The organism is Rhodococcus koreensis (genome assembly GCF_900105905.1).
GTDB lineage: Bacteria > Actinomycetota > Actinomycetes > Mycobacteriales > Mycobacteriaceae > Rhodococcus_F > Rhodococcus_F koreensis.
On sequence record NZ_FNSV01000005.1, the window covers coordinates 8438242 to 8453741 of the forward strand.

At 69.1% G+C, this 15500-nt stretch carries 14 protein-coding genes; 8 read left to right on the forward strand and 6 right to left on the reverse strand.

Annotation, left to right across the window (positions count from 1 at the left end; genetic code table 11):
* Positions 1–10 precede the first annotated feature (10 nt).
* A complete protein-coding gene (locus tag BLV94_RS43100; protein ID WP_072941956.1) occupies positions 11–2746 on the forward strand; it encodes a DEAD/DEAH box helicase in 2736 nt (911 codons plus the stop codon).
* Positions 2747–2848: 102 nt separating this feature from the next.
* Complete coding sequence (locus BLV94_RS43105) at positions 2849–3535, forward strand: DUF4333 domain-containing protein (RefSeq protein ID WP_072941705.1); 687 nt, start codon at positions 2849–2851, stop codon at positions 3533–3535.
* Between the two features lie 19 nt (positions 3536–3554).
* Here BLV94_RS43105 and BLV94_RS43110 read toward each other — a convergent pair whose 3' ends face one another.
* Complete coding sequence (locus BLV94_RS43110; RefSeq protein WP_072941702.1) at positions 3555–4511, reverse strand: 5'-3' exonuclease; 957 nt, start codon at positions 4509–4511, stop codon at positions 3555–3557.
* Positions 4512–4547: 36 nt separating this feature from the next.
* Here BLV94_RS43110 and BLV94_RS43115 point away from each other — a divergent pair, with 36 nt between their 5' ends.
* Positions 4548–5687 carry a M24 family metallopeptidase gene (locus BLV94_RS43115; protein WP_072941700.1) on the forward strand — a complete coding sequence of 380 codons (1140 nt, stop codon included), beginning with the start codon at positions 4548–4550 and terminating at the stop codon, positions 5685–5687.
* A gap of 128 nt (positions 5688–5815) precedes the next feature.
* Positions 5816–6574 carry a polyprenol monophosphomannose synthase gene (locus BLV94_RS43120; RefSeq protein WP_072941699.1) on the forward strand — a complete coding sequence of 253 codons (759 nt, stop codon included), beginning with the start codon at positions 5816–5818 and terminating at the stop codon, positions 6572–6574.
* Here BLV94_RS43120 and BLV94_RS43125 read toward each other — a convergent pair.
* Positions 6534–6947, reverse strand: coding sequence for a TIGR03618 family F420-dependent PPOX class oxidoreductase (locus BLV94_RS43125; RefSeq protein ID WP_072941697.1), 414 nt, complete (start codon positions 6945–6947; stop codon positions 6534–6536). The two genes, BLV94_RS43120 and BLV94_RS43125, sit on opposite strands and share 41 nt — an antisense overlap.
* 30 nt (positions 6948–6977) lie before the next feature.
* Here BLV94_RS43125 and dprE2 point away from each other — a divergent pair, with 30 nt between their 5' ends.
* The 4 genes from dprE2 to BLV94_RS43145 are packed head-to-tail and all read left to right on the forward strand — an operon-like array spanning position 6978 to position 10478.
* A complete protein-coding gene (gene dprE2 / locus BLV94_RS43130) occupies positions 6978–7751 on the forward strand; it encodes a decaprenylphospho-beta-D-erythro-pentofuranosid-2-ulose 2-reductase (protein ID WP_072941696.1) in 774 nt (257 codons plus the stop codon).
* The gene (gene cbiE / locus BLV94_RS43135) at positions 7748–8983 is read left to right on the forward strand and encodes a precorrin-6y C5,15-methyltransferase (decarboxylating) subunit CbiE (RefSeq protein ID WP_072941695.1); all 1236 of its coding nucleotides are present in this window, start codon (positions 7748–7750) and stop codon (positions 8981–8983) included. Before dprE2 ends, cbiE begins: the two co-directional genes overlap by 4 nt.
* The gene (gene cobM / locus BLV94_RS43140) at positions 8980–9729 is read left to right on the forward strand and encodes a precorrin-4 C(11)-methyltransferase (RefSeq protein ID WP_072941693.1); all 750 of its coding nucleotides are present in this window, start codon (positions 8980–8982) and stop codon (positions 9727–9729) included. Before cbiE ends, cobM begins: the two co-directional genes overlap by 4 nt.
* 2 nt (positions 9730–9731) lie before the next feature.
* Entirely contained in the window at positions 9732–10478 is a 747-nt protein-coding gene (locus BLV94_RS43145; RefSeq protein ID WP_072941690.1) for a cobalt-precorrin-6A reductase, read from the forward strand.
* Between the two features lie 14 nt (positions 10479–10492).
* Here BLV94_RS43145 and BLV94_RS43150 read toward each other — a convergent pair whose 3' ends face one another.
* From BLV94_RS43150 to BLV94_RS43165, 4 genes are all read right to left on the reverse strand, one after another.
* Positions 10493–10930 (reverse strand): cupin domain-containing protein, encoded by a 438-nt coding sequence (locus BLV94_RS43150; RefSeq protein WP_072941687.1) that lies wholly within the window; start codon positions 10928–10930, stop codon positions 10493–10495.
* Positions 10931–11157: 227 nt separating this feature from the next.
* Positions 11158–12900, reverse strand: a complete 1743-nt coding sequence (locus tag BLV94_RS43155; RefSeq protein ID WP_072941685.1) for a flavin-containing monooxygenase — start codon at positions 12898–12900, stop codon at positions 11158–11160.
* A 30-nt stretch (positions 12901–12930) separates the two neighbouring features.
* Entirely contained in the window at positions 12931–13992 is a 1062-nt protein-coding gene (locus BLV94_RS43160; protein ID WP_072941682.1) for an SDR family oxidoreductase, read from the reverse strand.
* On the reverse strand, positions 13989–15491 hold the full coding sequence (locus BLV94_RS43165; RefSeq protein WP_083395836.1) for an NAD-dependent succinate-semialdehyde dehydrogenase: 1503 nt from the start codon (positions 15489–15491) through the stop codon (positions 13989–13991). Before BLV94_RS43165 ends, BLV94_RS43160 begins: the two co-directional genes overlap by 4 nt.
* Positions 15492–15500 lie beyond the last annotated feature (9 nt).

Genomic DNA, 15500 nt, shown 5'->3' on the forward strand with positions numbered 1-15500 from the left:
CGGGGTGGCAGTGACAACAGGTGACAGGACCGGCGGCACCGAACTCGATGTGTTCTCGGCGCAGCTCGGTTTCGTGCTCGACCCCTTCCAGATCAACGCCTGCCGCGCGCTCGAGGGCGGCCACGGCGTCCTCGTCTGCGCCCCGACCGGCGCGGGAAAGACGGTGGTCGGCGAATTCGCCGTGCACCTGGCGCTCGCGGCCGGTCGCAAGTGCTTCTACACCACACCGATCAAGGCGCTGAGCAATCAGAAGTACGCGGAACTGGTGCGACGCTACGGCAAGGACACCGTCGGGCTGCTGACCGGAGATTCGAGCATCAACTCGGACGCCCCGGTGGTCGTGATGACCACCGAGGTGTTGCGGAACATGCTGTACGCCGATTCCGCCGCGCTGCGCGGGTTGTCGCACGTCGTCATGGACGAGGTGCACTTCCTGGCCGACCGGTTCCGTGGGGCGGTGTGGGAAGAGGTGATCCTGCACCTGTCCGAGGACGTCCGGCTCGTCAGTCTGTCGGCGACCGTCAGCAACGCCGAGGAGTTCGGTGCGTGGATGGAGACGGTGCGCGGCGACACCACCGTGGTGGTCGACGAGAACCGCCCGATCCCGCTGTGGCAGCACATCATGGTCGGAAAGCGGCTGTTCGACCTGTTCGACACGAGGGCGCGCAGCGGGGACGTCCGCAAGGATCTGGTGGTCGACCAGGATCTGGTGCGTCACGTCAAGCAGCGGCAGGCCCTCGAACGGGCCGACTCGTGGGAGTCGCGGGGCAGGGGACGACGCGGCGGCGGCCGCGGGTACTCCAGCGATTTCCGGCCGCTGCCTCGGCCGGAAGTGATCTCCCGCCTCGACGACGAGGGGCTCCTCCCGGCGATCACGTTCATCTTCAGCCGGGCCGGGTGCGACGCCGCGCTGGCCCAGTGCCTGCGATCCCGACTCGATCTGACGACGCCGGAGCAGGTCGCCGAGATCCGGACCATCGTCGACGCCCACACCGGCGAACTGCCGAAGGCCGATCTGGAGGTCCTCGGGTACTGGGAATGGCGCAAGGCGCTCGAACGTGGCCTCGCCGCGCACCACGCGGGGATGTTGCCCGCGTTCCGGCAGACGGTAGAGGAGTTGTTCGTCAAGGGACTGGTCCGGGCCGTGTTCGCCACCGAGACGCTGGCGCTCGGCATCAACATGCCCGCCCGCACCGTCGTCCTCGAACGCCTCGTCAAGTACAACGGCGAGGCCCACGCCGAACTCACCCCTGGGGAGTACACCCAGCTCACGGGCCGGGCGGGACGTCGTGGCATCGACGTCGAGGGTCACGCGGTGGTCCTGTGGCAGCCCGGGGTGGAACCGGTGGACGTCGCCGGGCTGGCGTCCACCCGCACGTTCCCGCTGCGCAGTTCGTTCCGTCCCGGCTACAACATGACGATCAACCTGGTCGACCGCATGGGTGCGGCGGAATCGCGGGCCCTGCTCGAGCGGTCGTTCGCCCAGTTCCAGGCCGACCGGTCGGTGGTCGGCCTGACGCGCGGCATCGAACGCAACGAGGCCGCGCTCACCACGCTCAGCGAACGGCTCGGCGGCGAGGACGGCGAGTACTTCGAGTACGCGCGGCTGCGGGAGGAACTGAGCAGCCGGGAACGATCGCTCGAACGCGCAGGCCGGACCGAACGCCGGGACGCCGCCGTCGCGTCGCTCGTCGCCCTGCGGCGCGGCGACGTGATCGCGATCCCCGTGGGACGGCACTCCGGTCTGGCGGTGGTGCTGGAACCGGACCGGGATCCGACGGACCCGAAGCCGTTGATCCTCACCGAGGCGAAGTGGGCGGGCCGGGTGTCGGCGGGCGACTTCCCCGAGCCGGCACGGTCTTTGGGATCGATGCGGTTGCCGCGACGCTTCGATCACCACACGGCCCGGGTGCGACGCGATCTGGCATCGGCGTTGCGCAGCACCGGAATCGTCTCCCCGGGCCGGCGGAAGCGGAAGAAGTCGGGTGCGGCCGGAGACGACGCCGAGATCGCGCGGCTGCGGCGCGCGATCCGGCAGCATCCGTGCCACAGCTGGCCCGACCGCGAGCAGCTGAGCCGGATCGGTGAGCGCTACAACCGGCTGGCCCGCGAGACGGAGACGATGCGGCAGAAGGTCGCCGCCACGACGAACTCGTTGGCGCGCACGTTCGATCGGATCCTGTCGCTGCTCGCCGAGCGCGACTACGTCTCGGCGGGTGAGCACCCCGATGCCACCGAGCACGGCACCCGGTTGAGCCGGATCTATTGCGAGAGCGACCTCTTGGTGGCCGAGTGCCTCAGGCAGGGTGTGTGGAAGGGGCTCGGGCCCGCGGAACTCGCCGCCGTCGCGTCCGCCGTGATCTTCGAATCGCGCCGCGAGGGGGACACGGTCGAGAGCGGCGGTCCGGGAGCGCTGCGGCACGCCCTCGACGAGACCGTGCGGGTGTGGCGGGAACTGCGGGCGGACGAGATTCGGCACAAGCTGCCGCCCACCCGTGAACCGGACTTCGGCTTCGCCGCCGCGATCTACCACTGGGCCAGCGACAATTCGCTCGTCGAGGCGCTGATCGCGGCGGGAGACCAGGGGCGCGCGCTGTCCGCCGGCGACTTCGTGCGGTGGTGCCGACAGGTGATCGACCTCCTCGAGCAGGTCCGTTCGACGTCGCCCGATCCGGAGGTCGGCAAGGCGGCGAGTCGTGCGGTCGCGGCGATCCGTCGCGGCGTCGTCGCCGTGGATGCTGCGTGACCCGACGCCGTGTGGTTGGATTCGCACGCCGTCCGAGGGCCCGAATCCGATGGTGGGGCGTTACGGTAGGTACAAAACTTGACACGTGAGCGGGAGGCGACGATGAGCGGCCCTTACGGACCGAACGACCCGAACGGGCAATGGGCCCAGGGACAGCAACCGGGCCAGGGTAATCCTGACCAGACCGGCGGCCAGTACGGCGCGCCGCAGTACGGTCAGCAGCCGCCCGCCCAGCCGTGGGGTCAGCAACCGGGTCAGCCTCAGCAGCCCGGGCAGCCGCAGTGGGGTCAGCAGCCCGGACAGCCGCAGTGGGGTCAGCAGCCGCAGCCCGGTCAGCTCGGACAGCCGGGTCCGGGGCAGTGGGGCCAGCAGCCTCAGCAGCCCGGGCAGCCGCAGTGGGGTCAGCAACCGGGTCAGCCGCAGCAGTGGGGGCCGGCCCCCGGCCAGCAGCAGTGGGGTCAGCCTCCGTCCTCGGGGAAATCGAAGCTGCCGTTGATCATCGGCGGTGTGGTGGCACTGCTGGTGATCGTGGGTATCGCTCTGGTGCTGGCGTTCACGGTGTTCGGCACGGACACTCTCGATCAGAAGGCGGCGGAGGACGGTGTCGAGCGCATCGTCACCGATTCGTACGGCGCCGAGAACGTGTCCGGTGTCACCTGCCCCTCGGGTCAGGAAGTGAAGAAGGGCAACAGTTTCACGTGCAGCCTCACCGTCGACGGTGAGAAGAAGCAGGTCACTCTCACCTTCACCGACGACAAGGGCACGTATGAGGTGAGCCGCCCCAGCTAGGCGGCGGCCCACCCGGCCGTCACGGAACCCGTGCGGCGGCCACCTTTTTCATCGCCGTCGTGAGGCGGCCCACGGAGTTCTCGATTCCGAGTTCGTCCGCCAGCCTGCCGAGCCGGTCCGCGTCGACCGGTTCGGCGGGCAGCGTGTCTTCGCGGGACAGTTCGACGTCCGCGTCGCGCACGACCCGCACCACCGGCAGCGCCGCGTCGAGATAGTCGGCCGCGGCGGCGAACTTCGCGCGCGCACCCTTCGCCATGTCCGATTCGGGATCGACGGCCGCGGCCCGCAGTGCGGCGAGCGATCCGTATTGCATGATCAGGCTGGACGCGGTTTTCTCGCCGATGCCCTTCACGCCCGGCAGTCCGTCGGACGAGTCGCCGCGCAGCAGCGCGAGTTCGGCGTAGGCCTCGCCGGCCCGATCGGTGGGCACCCCGTACTTGGCCGCCACTTCTTCGGGCCCGAGCAACTCTGCCTTGGCGAGTCCGCGCACCACGTACAGCACCCGCACGGGCACCGGGTCGTCCGTGACGACCTGCAGGAGGTCGCGGTCGCCGGTGACCACGACGACCGGGTCGCTGGTCTCGGTGGCGGCGAGGGTGCCGAGAACGTCGTCGGCTTCGAGGCCTTCCGCGCCCGCGGTCGCGATTCCGGTGGCGGCCAGGACATCCAGGATCATCGGGACCTGTGGCGACAGGGTGTCGGGGACCTCTTCCTCCGCCCCGCCGGTGTCCTCGGCCACCCGGTGCGCCTTGTAGGTGGGCACCGCTTCGACGCGGAACGCGGGCCGCCAGTCCAGGTCGAGGCACACCGCGAGCCGGGACGGCTGGTGCTTGGTGATCAGTGCGGCCACCATGTCGGTGAATCCGCGCACTGCGTTGACGGATCGACCGTCAGGTGAGGTGATCGAGTCGGGTAGCGCGTAGTACGCGCGAAACCACAGGCTGGCACCGTCGAGGAGAAGCAGAGGCCCTGTCATGACCCTCATCCTGCCAAACCGGTTTAGCCTGAAGCCATGAGTTCCCTCGGCGCATCGACTTCACGCTTCCCGACGACCATCTATGCCGACCGGATCGCGCGCGCAGGCGCCCTGGCCCGCGATGCCGGACTCGACGGCCTCCTCATCACGCCCGGACCCGATCTGCGGTATCTGCTGGGTTCGCGCGCGGAGTCGTTCGAACGGCTCACCTGCCTGGTGATTCCGGCGACCGGCGACACCGCGTCCGTGGTCGTGCCGCGGCTCGAACTGGCCGCGCTGACCGAATCCGCCACGTCCGAACTGGGTCTGACGGTCCGCGACTGGGTGGACGGGGTCGACCCGTACGCGCTGGTGTCGGGTCTGCTGCCGTCTCCTGCGCGGACCGCCGTCACGGATGCGATGCCGGCGCTGCACCTGATTCCGCTGTCCGAGGCGCTCGGGGCGCTGCCGGTCCTGGCCACCGAGGTGCTGCGGGAGCTGCGGATGGTCAAGGACGACGCGGAGATCGACGCGTTGCGCCGGGCCGGTCAGGCCATCGACCGGGTCCACGCCCGGATGGGAGAGTTCCTGAAGGTCGGCCGCACCGAGGCCGCGGTGGCGGCGGACATCACGGCGGCGATCCTCGACGAGGGGCACACCGAGGCGGCGTTCGTCATCGTCGGCTCGGGACCGCACGGCGCCGACCCGCACCACGAGGTGTCCGAGCGGGTCGTCGAGTCGGGTGACGTCGTGGTCATCGACATCGGCGGACCCGTCGAACCCGGTTACAACTCCGACTCCACCCGCACCTACAGCATGGGTGAACCCGATCCGGGTGTGGCCGAGAAGTTCGCGGTGCTCGAGCAGGCGCAGGCGGCGGCGGTCGCCCTGGTGCGGCCCGGCGTCACCGCCGAGGCGGTCGACGCGGCCGCCAGGGACCTGCTGGCCGCGCAGGGGCTCGCCGAGGTTTTCGTGCACCGGACCGGGCACGGAATCGGTCTGTCGGTGCACGAGGAGCCGTACATCGTCTCGGGTAACGCGATCGAACTGACCGAGGGGATGGCCTTCAGTGTGGAACCGGGAATCTACTTCCGCGGGGCGTGGGGTGCCCGCATCGAGGACATCGTCATCGTGACCGCCGACGGCTGTGAGCCGGTCAACACCCGGCCGCACGGGTTGACGGTTCTCCCGGGCTGAGTACGCCGCGGGAACCGGGAGTGTGCGGGGCGGTGCGGCGCGGGTAGTAACATCTCCCATTTGTTCACGACCGCACTCGCCGCTGCACGTCCGCGGAGAGTCGGGATCACAGATCAACCGAAGGTGTCATGGAAAGCGTCGCCCCGAAGGTAACCGTCGTCGTCCCGACCTACAACGAACGCGACAACCTGCCCAAGATCGTCGAGCTTCTCGCGGCGTTGGCCATCCCGAACCTGCACGTGCTGGTCGTCGACGACAACTCGCCGGACGGCACCGGTGAGGTCGCCGACACGCTCGCGCAGAGCGGTCCGATCCCGGTCGGTGTGCTGCACCGGACCGTGAAGGACGGCCTCGGGCGGGCCTACGTCGCCGGAATGACGCGGGCGCTGTCCGAGGGCGCGGACATCGTGATCCAGATGGACGCCGACCTGTCGCACCCCACCGAGGCCATCCCGCGGATGGTGGAGACGCTGACGACGACGGATGCGGCCGTCGTGCTCGGCTCCCGCTACGTGGCGGGCGGCGCGGTCGCCAGCGACTGGCCCTGGCACCGCAAGGCGCTGTCGGCGTGGGCGAACTTCTACGTCAACGCGATCCTGCGGTTGCGGGTCAAGGACGCCACCGCCGGGTTCAAGGCGTGGCACGCGGACACGCTGCGGGCCATCGACGTCGAGGGTGTGCAGAGCAACGGGTACGCGTTCCAGGTGGAGATGAACTACCGGGTGGTGCAACGCGGCATGACGATCGCCGAGGTCCCGATCCGGTTCGAGGAACGCACCGACGGCGTGTCCAAGATGAGTCTCGCGGTGCAGCTCGAGTCGGCGCGGGTCCCGTGGAAGCTGCGGTTCAGTCGTGACGCAGCGCAGCCGAGCCGAGTACGCGGCTGACGGCGATCTCCACGACCACCCGTGTCGGGTTCACCCGGGGCTGGCGGTACCTCGCGGCGTAGCGGGCCACGGCGTCGGCGACGGATTCGGGGTCGGTGAGGACCCGGGTGGGACCTTCGAGCGTCATCCAGCGCGGTCCGTCCACCTGGCTGACCGCGCCGTACCCTCCGCGTTCGGCGTTGAGGGCCTTCTGCGAGGAGCCGTTGGTGATGACCCGTGCCAGCCCGTGCTCCTGATCCCAGGTGAAGCCGACGGCGACGACGTGCGGGGTGCCGTTCTTGCGGAGCGTGGTGAGCGTACCGAGGTGGTATTCGCCGAGGAAGGCGAGCGCCGCGTCGGGCAGGCGGATCGGGGTGGAGGGGGTGCGGTCCATCCCCCGACGGTAATCCAGGACACTGGACGGGTGAGCCTGGGATCGAAGAAGAACAGCGGAAAGCCCGACGACGGGGTGGTACTCCTGCTCGGTGGTCGCAGCGAGATCGGCCTCGAGATCGCCTCCCGGCTCGCGCCCGGCCGCACGATCGTCCTCGCCGCCCGCCGCAGCACCGAACTCGCCGCCGAGCGGCAGGCGCTGCTCGATGCGGGAGCGTCCGCGGTGGACTGCGTGGAATTCGACGCCGACGACCTCGACAGCCACGAGAAGCTGCTGAGATCCGTCGTCGACGCCCACGGCCCGCTGTCGGTGGCGGTGCTGGCGTTCGGCATTCTGGGCGACCAGGCGCGCGCCGAGCGGGACGCACGGCACGCCGTCGCCGTGGTCCACACCGACTACGTGGCGCAGGTCTCTGTGCTCACCCATCTCGCCACCCTGCTCCGGGAGCAGCGGTCGGGACGGATCGTGGTGTTCTCGTCCGTCGCGGGTGTGCGGGTGCGCCGCGCCAACTACGTCTACGGGTCGGCGAAGGCCGGACTGGACGGGTTCGCCTCCGGTCTGGGCGACGCCCTCCACAGCAGCGGTGTGTTGCTGCTGCTCGTGCGGCCCGGCTTCGTGATCGGCCGGATGACCGAGGGAATGTCGCCCGCGCCGATGTCGAGCACGCCGGCGCAGGTCGCGGACGCGACCGTGCGGGGCCTGCGCCGCGGCGCGAGCCGAGTGTGGGTGCCGGGACGGTTGCGACCGGTGTTCTTCGTCATGCGACTGCTGCCGCAGGCGATCTGGCGCCGGATGCCGCGATGACCGACCCGATCGTCGTCGTCGGTATCGGTGCCGACGGGTGGGACGGTCTGTCGCCGTCTGCACGGCGCGAGATCGAGGCCGCCGACGTCGTGATGGGTTCGGGGCGCCAACTCGCCCTGATTCCCGAGTCGCCTGCGCTGCGGGTGACCTGGCCGTCGCCGCTGGTCCCGGCGCTGCCCGGCCTGTTCGAGCAGCACCACAGCCGGCGGATTTGTGTGCTGGCCAGCGGAGACCCGATGTTCCACGGCATCGGCGTCACCCTCGTCGGACTCCTCGGCGCGGACCGCGTGCGGGTGATCCCGCACCCGTCCTCCGCCACCCTGGCCTGCGCCCGGCTGGGCTGGGCGGCGCACGAGACACCGGTGGTCAGTCTCGTGAACCGGCCCGTGGACACGCTCCTGCCGGCACTCGGCGATCGGACGCGACTGCTGGTGCTGAGCCGCGACGAGCACACCCCCGCGGCCGTCGCCGAACTCCTGACGGGACGGGGGTTCGGACCGTCCCGGCTCACCGTGCTCGGCGAACTGGGCGGACCCGGCGAGTCGAGACTCGACGGAACGGCGTCGGCGTGGTCATCCGTGCCGGGACCCCGGCTGAACGTGATCGCGATCGACTGCCGCGCCGAGGTAGGCGCCGTCCGGCTGACCCGGCTGCCGGGACTGCCCGACGCCGCGTTCACCGGTGACGGGCAGATGACCAAACACGAGATCCGCGCCCTGACACTGTGCGCCCTCGCACCCGCGGCGGGGGAGTCGCTGTGGGACGTAGGAGGCGGATCGGGCACCGTCGCGATCGAATGGATGCGTACTCACCCCCTCTGCCGGGCAGTGACTTTCGAGCGCAGTGCGGCACGCGTCGACCAGATCGCGTCGAACGCCGAAGCGCTCGGAGTGCCGTCCCTCGCCGTGTTCGGCGACGCACCCGCGGCATTCGACGACGTGCCCGCCGAACTGTCCGCGCCGGACGCGATCTTCGTCGGCGGTGGCGTCACCCAGGACGGTCTGCTGGACGAGTGCTGGTCCCGGCTCCGGGTCGGCGGCCGGATGGTGGCCAACGCGGTGACGGCGGAATCGGAAGCGCTCCTGCTGCAGTGGTTCTCACACTGCGGTGGGCAGCTCCGCAAATTTCAGGTGTACCGAGGGGAGCCGCTCGGTGGGTTCACCGCGTGGCGGCCGCAACTGCCGGTGGCGCAGTGGTCGGTGACGAAGCAGTCGAAAGGTGTTGTGGCATGACGGTGTACTTCATCGGAGCCGGTCCCGGTGCGGCCGACCTGATCACGGTTCGCGCGCAGCGGATCATCGCCGCCAGCCCCGTCTGTCTGTACGCGGGCAGCCTCGTCCCGCAGGAACTCCTGGCGGAATGCCCCGAGGGGGCGCGGGTGATCGACACGGCGCGTCTGAGTCTCGACGAGATCGTCGCCCTGCTGATCGACGCCGACGCGGCCGGTCAGGACGTCGCGCGACTGCATTCGGGTGACCCGTCGATCTTCAGTGCCGTCGCCGAACAGGTCCGCCGGCTCGAATCCGCCGGGGTCGCATACCAGGTGGTGCCTGGGGTGCCCGCGTTCACCGCGGCGGCGGCGGCGCTGGGTCGGGAACTGACCGTTCCCGGTGTCTCGCAGTCGATTGTGCTGACCCGCGTGTCCACCCTGTCGACCGCGATGCCGGAGGGTGAGGACCTGCGTTCCCTCGGCCGTAGCGGCGCCACGATGGTGGTGCACCTGGGTGCGCACCGGATCGATCAGATCGCCGAAGAACTCACCGAGAACTACGGCCGCGACTGTCCGGCCGCTGTCGTCGCGTTCGCGTCGCGTCCCGACGAGATCGTGCTGCGCGGCACCCTGGCCACCATCGCCGAACAGGTGAAGGCGGCGGGCGTCACGAAGACCGCGGTGGTGATCGTCGGTAGAGTGCTTGCTGCCGAAGGGTTTCCGGACAGCTACCTGTATTCCGCCACCCGCGAGCGCACCACCCACTGAGCGTGGCGCGGATCCTGATCCTCGGCGGCACCGGGGAGGCCCGCGCGCTGGCCGCAGCACTCGCGGACGTTCCGGGTGTCGAGGCCGTGTCCTCCCTCGCCGGCCGGGTCCGTGACCCGCGACTGCCCGTCGGTGACGTGCGGATCGGTGGTTTCGGGGGAGCCGACGGCCTCGCGGAGTGGTTGCGCGCGCATCCCGTCGACGCGATCGTCGATGCGACGCACCCGTTCGCGGCGCAGATCACGAGCAACGCCGCCGATGCCGCGCACCGTCGCGGCATCCCGCTGGTGGTTCTCCGTCGCCCCGAGTGGTCGCCGCGTCCGGGTGAACATTGGCACGGCGCCTCGGACCTTGCCGACGCCGCCGAACTGCTGCCCGATCTGGGAACGAGAGTCTTCCTCACCATCGGCAGGCAGGGCGTCGACGCGTTCGCGGACCTGCAGGCACTGTGGTTCCTGATCCGCGCGATCGATCCGCCCGACGTGGCGATGCCGCCGCACTCGACGCTGCTCCTGGCCCGCGGGCCGTTCGCTGTCGCCGACGAGACCGCACTGATGCGTGAGCACCGCATCGACGTTCTCGTCACCAAGAACAGCGGCGGCGGTCAGACCGACGCGAAACTGGACGCCGCACGCGCGCTGGGCGTCCCGGTACTGATGATTCGCCGTCCGCCGTTGCCGCCGGCGACAGCAACGGTGGACGACGTCGCGGGAGCCATCGCCTGGATCGGCGCTCTCACGCGACGATGACCCGGCCGGTCCGGTCAGCAGGCCGGTGCCGGCGCATCCTCGGACAGGGGCTTGCCCTCCGGTTCGGTGTAGAACGCGAGCAGGACCAGCGATTCAGTACCCAGATTGGAACCCTCGTGGACGTGATCGCTGCCGTGGTCCTCGGTGATCGCCTGACCGGCGGTCGTCACCGCGGTCGTGCAGTCCTGCAACGTGCGCGTCAGCACACCCGATTCGACGAAGGCGTACACCGGGCCGTCGTGGTAATGCCACCCCGTCGTGCCGCCGGGGGCGATCTCGATGCGCCGCAGCGTCAGATCCGTGCCCGCCGAACTTCCGGCGACCGCCGGAACCGTCGTCTCGAACAGAATCTGTGCGGTCACCCCCGAAGACGGCGTGGCCTGGGCGGGGGAAGCGGACAGCACCGCCGCGACGGCACAGGACAAGACGACCACACTCGATCTGAGGAGCATCTGACGACCTCTCGGCGCGCTGGCCCTGCGCACTGCGCGCAGGCGTCCAGGGGGAGTGCATTACGGCGTGTCCAGGGTAGGGCCACGAACCGTGCGGCCGAGGGGATATCCGCGAACCGGACATCTCGAAGGCACCGGTGCTGTCGGGGAGAGTCCGCTGAGCCCGAGCAGGCGCATCGGACCCTCCCCGTCGTCGGCGCACCGATGACGTGCCCGGCCGGTCGGATTCAGCCGTTGTCGAGTTCGGTGCGGATCTGCATGGCCAGGACCTTGGAGTAGATCCGGCAGAGCTGGAAGTTGCCGGAGGAGAACCACAGTCCGGGTTGTGCCGTCCGCCTCCACGTGTTGCGGACCTCGCCCTCGTCGTCGTATCCCCAGATGGGGCCGACCGCGTCGGCGATCTCGTCGCCGAGCAGGGCGCGTACACCCTCCTGCTGGGTCTGGTATCCGGTCGCCAGGATGACGGCGTCGGCCTCGACGACGTCACCATTGGTCAAACTCAAACCGGCGGCGACGAACCCGGCCGTGTCGGCGTACTGGACCAGCCCGACCTGCCCGGAGATCAGCAGATCCGAACAGCCGACGTTGAGGTAGTAGCCGCCGCCACGGCGCATGAACTTCATCTGCTGGCCGGTGTCCTCTTCGCCGTAGTCGGTTCGGAAACCGATGCGATTGAGGGCGGCGATGAGGTCCTTGTCGAGTTCCTTCATCGTTGCCGTGATCATCTGGCTGCCGGTGTAGAGGTCGGGATAGACCGTCGCCATCGACAGGAGGTCGCAGTCCTCGAGGGTCGGTGCGGTCAGGTACGACGCATCTGCCGCCGCGGCCGAGGGGTCGACGCTCACGATGGTGGTCGAGCTGCGCTGCACCATCGTCACGTCGATACCGTGAGCATGCAGGTCCTGGGCGACATCGTGGGCGCTGTTCCCAGTTCCGATGATGACGACTCGCTGACCGGCGAAGTCGTTCGCGTCGTCGTATTCGCTCGAGTGCAGTGTGCGACCGGTGAACTGAGCAAGTCCGGGTAGCTCCGGAACGTACGGGATGCCGCTGACACCGGTCGCGATCACGACGTGCTTGGGGCGCAGGGTGCGAACGGTGCCGTCGCCGCGACGAACCCGCGCAACCCAGGACTGCGACTGTTCGTCGTAGTCTCCGCCGATGAAGGCGGTGGTACCCCAGAAGTTGATTTCCATGGCCTCGACGTACGCCTCGAACCATCCGGCGAGCTTGTCCTTGGGAACGAACTGCGGCCAGGTTGCGGGGAAAGGCATGTACGGAAGGTCGTTGAGCCACACCGCGTTGTGCAAGGTGAGGGCGTGGTATCGGGTGCGCCAGTTGTCGCCGGGACGCGCATGTGTGTCCACGACGAGCGCGTCGATGTCGAGCTGGCCGAGCCGGGCTGCGAGGGTCAGTCCCGACTGGCCACCGCCGACGATCAGTACGTCGGGGTCGCGGTTCTCGAAGGCTTGCGCGGCGACACGGCGGTCCAGCCAGTTGGGGCCACCGAACTTGGACGAGTCCGCCTGCCCGACGGGCCGGTGCTCGCCGGTGCGTTCGGGGTGGTCGGCGAGCTGGTCGAGGGTTGTGAACAGGGAGCGCACGAGCAGACCGTGTTCCGGCACGTCGACCAGCCGCGCGACCCCGACGGCGGACCCGGCGAGGGTGTCGAACTCGAAGATGACCTCCAGGCAGGGGATACCCGCCCGCTCCACGAGACGGGGAGGCGTCCGCTCTTCGGCGATGCGGATGTTCGTCGCCTTCGTGAGCTCCTGGCGGCGGAGCAACTCCGCGGGAATCTCGTCGCTGAACGTGCGCAGATCCCCGGTGAACGCGAGTACGTCGCGCCAGTAGGCCTGCGGGGCGAACACAGCGGTGGGTGCAAGTTCGGAGGCGAGGAACCGGGAGAATCCGTCGAGCCACGCCTGGGCGTCGGTTCGAAGATCGGTGTCACTGAAAGTGGTGGTCATGTTGTAGTCCTGTCGAAAAGTGTAAAGGGATTACGGAATCAGGCGAAGCGACCGGAGCTGCTCGAGGTTGGCAACGAAGCTCTCGTGGGTGTCGATGCACGCGGTGAAGCCAGCCCGGCGGATCTTGATCGTGCTCTGCACCATGTCGGACTCCATCGCGAACCATCCGTCGACGAACGGCCAGGCGGCCACCGCGGACAGCGGAAGGGGACGTAGCCGGTGCCGGGCGACTACGTCGTCCCACAGTGCGGATTTGTCCGCCATCTGCTCGGCCAGCGTCATCGGCTGCATCGGTGCGACGTCCATGCCGAAGAAGCCGGCGATGTCCGACCACAGATGCTCCCAGCGGAAGTTGTCACCGTTGGTGACGTTGAAGATCTCTCCACGTGCCGTCTCGGCCTCGAGCGCCCAGTGCACCGAAGCGCCCACGACGGCGCTGTCCGTCGCCTGGTGCAGCGCCGTCCAAGCCTTCGGGGTGCCGGGGAAGCGGAGTGGCAGACCTTGGTCTCGGCACAGGGTCGCGTAGACGCCGACACCGGTCAGCATGTTCATCGGTGATCCGATGCTCACACCCAGCACTGCATCCGGTCGGAGGACGGTCCAGGTGTACCCGTGCTGCTGGGCGTCGGCGAAGAGCAGGTCCTCCTGGTCGTTGTAGAAGATAGGTCCGAGGTGGCGGGGGTCGGTCTCCTTGGCGGGAGTCTTGTAGAAGCCGAGGTGCTCGCCATACGACTTTCCACCGCCGATCAGAACGACGTGCCGAAGTGTGGAGGATGACCCTCCGACCGCCTCGAGCACATGCCGAAGCATTGCGAGGTTCGGAGCCACGGTGGCCGCCATCGACTCACGTTCGGTGTACGCGGTGTAGACGATCGTGTCGATGTCGGAACACCCGGCGAACGCCGCCGAGGTGGCCGCGCCGTCGAGGAGATCGACCTGGATGTGGTCGGTGACTGCCGCCCCGCCCGGCAACTCGACCGGGCCGCGGCGTGCCACCGTGACCACGTCCCTGCCCTCGTCGGTCAGCGTGCGTACCACCGCGCTGCCGATCACCCCGTGGGCGCCGACGACCAGAGTCTTTCCGCCGCTCATGCGATGCCTCCGGCGCTCGTGGGTGCGGTGCCCGCGCCCAATGCGATGTACTTCGTCTCGAGGTATTCGGCGAGGCCTTCCGGGCCGCCTTCCCGCCCGTAGCCGGAATGTTTGACACCACCGAAGGGCGCCGCGGGGTTGGAGACCGTTCCCTGGTTGATGGCGACCATTCCGCTGTCGAGTTGTTCGGCGACGCGGATCGCGCGGTCCAGGTCGCGGGTGAACACGTAGGAGGCGAGCCCGTACCGGCTCGAGTTCGCGGATTCGAGGACCGCGGTTTCGTCGTCGAAGGAGATGATGGGCGCGACCGGACCGAAGATCTCGTCCTGGATGAGGAGCGCGTCGCCGGGCACATCGGTGAGGACGGTGGGCGCGAAGAAGCAGCCAGGACGGTCGAGGGCGTGCCCGCCCGTCACAACGCGTGCGCCCTTGGCGACGGCGTCGTCGACCAGCCTCTGCACCTGGCGTCGCTGCTTGTCGTCGATGAGCGGGCCGATGTCGGTGCCGGGGTCCATGCCCGGACCGATGGTCAGCGCGGAGAAGCGCTCGGCGAGTTCGGCAGCGAACTCGCCGGCGATCGAGGAATGGACGTACAGGCGGTTGGCGCTGGTGCAGGCTTCTCCGTTGTTACGCAGTTTCGCCTGTACCGCGGCGTCCACTGCCGAGCCGACGTCCGCGTCGTCGAAGACGATGAACGGGGCGTTGCCACCGAGTTCGAGCGACACGCGCAGCAACTGGTCGGCCGATTGCCGCACGAGTGACTGTCCCACCTCGGTCGAGCCGGTGAACGAGATCTTCCGCAGCCGTGGATCATTCATTGCCGCGGCCACGATTCGGTTCGAATCGGTGCTGGGCACGACGTTGACCACGCCGGCGGGAACACCGGCCTCCTCGAGGATCGACGCTGTCGCCAGCATGCTCAGCGGAGTCTGTTTCGCGGGTTTGACGATGCAGGTGCAGCCCGCCGCCAGCGCAGGGCCGATCTTGCGGGTGCCCATCGCCAGAGGAAAGTTCCACGGTGTGACGAACAGGCACGGACCGACGGGCTGGGCCATTGTGACGATCCGGCCGACTCCCGATTCGGTGACGGTATAGCGGCCGCCGATGCGCACGGCCTCCTCGGAGTACCAGCGGAGGTATTCGGCTGCGTACGTCACCTCGGCCTGCGCCTGGGCGTAGGGTTTGCCCATCTCGAGGGTGGTCAGGATGGCGAGGTAGTCGGATCGCTCGAGCATGAGCGTGTAGGCGCGGCGCAGGATGTCCGAGCGCACCCGGGGTGCGGTGCGCGCCCAGTCGCGTTGGGCGGCCGCGGCGGCGTCGACAGCGGCAGCCATGTCCGCGAGCCCGCCGTCGGCGATCTCGGCGATCACGTCGCCGGTCGCGGGATTCTCCACCGCGATGGTCTGCCCCGTGCCGGGTGATACCCACCGGCCTCCGATGAACAGTTCGGTGGGCACCTTTGCCAGTGCGGCATCGGGGTTCATGGGTTCGTAGGTCATGGTTTCCTT

Excerpts from the sequence above, each read along its gene's own strand:
- BLV94_RS43150 (WP_072941687.1), bottom strand. The coding sequence starts at position 10,930 with ATGCTCCTCAGATCGAGTGTGGTCGTCTTGTCCTGTGCCGTCGCGGCG.
- BLV94_RS43110 (WP_072941702.1), bottom strand. The coding sequence starts at position 4,511 with ATGACAGGGCCTCTGCTTCTCCTCGACGGTGCCAGCCTGTGGTTTCGC.
- BLV94_RS43105 (WP_072941705.1), top strand. The coding sequence starts at position 2,849 with ATGAGCGGCCCTTACGGACCGAACGACCCGAACGGGCAATGGGCCCAG.
- cobM (WP_072941693.1), top strand. The coding sequence starts at position 8,980 with ATGACGGTGTACTTCATCGGAGCCGGTCCCGGTGCGGCCGACCTGATC.
- BLV94_RS43165 (WP_083395836.1), bottom strand. The coding sequence starts at position 15,491 with ATGACCTACGAACCCATGAACCCCGATGCCGCACTGGCAAAGGTGCCC.
- cbiE (WP_072941695.1), top strand. The coding sequence starts at position 7,748 with ATGACCGACCCGATCGTCGTCGTCGGTATCGGTGCCGACGGGTGGGAC.
- BLV94_RS43155 (WP_072941685.1), bottom strand. The coding sequence starts at position 12,900 with ATGACCACCACTTTCAGTGACACCGATCTTCGAACCGACGCCCAGGCG.
- BLV94_RS43120 (WP_072941699.1), top strand. The coding sequence starts at position 5,816 with ATGGAAAGCGTCGCCCCGAAGGTAACCGTCGTCGTCCCGACCTACAAC.
- BLV94_RS43115 (WP_072941700.1), top strand. The coding sequence starts at position 4,548 with ATGAGTTCCCTCGGCGCATCGACTTCACGCTTCCCGACGACCATCTAT.
- BLV94_RS43160 (WP_072941682.1), bottom strand. The coding sequence starts at position 13,992 with ATGAGCGGCGGAAAGACTCTGGTCGTCGGCGCCCACGGGGTGATCGGC.
- BLV94_RS43125 (WP_072941697.1), bottom strand. The coding sequence starts at position 6,947 with ATGGACCGCACCCCCTCCACCCCGATCCGCCTGCCCGACGCGGCGCTC.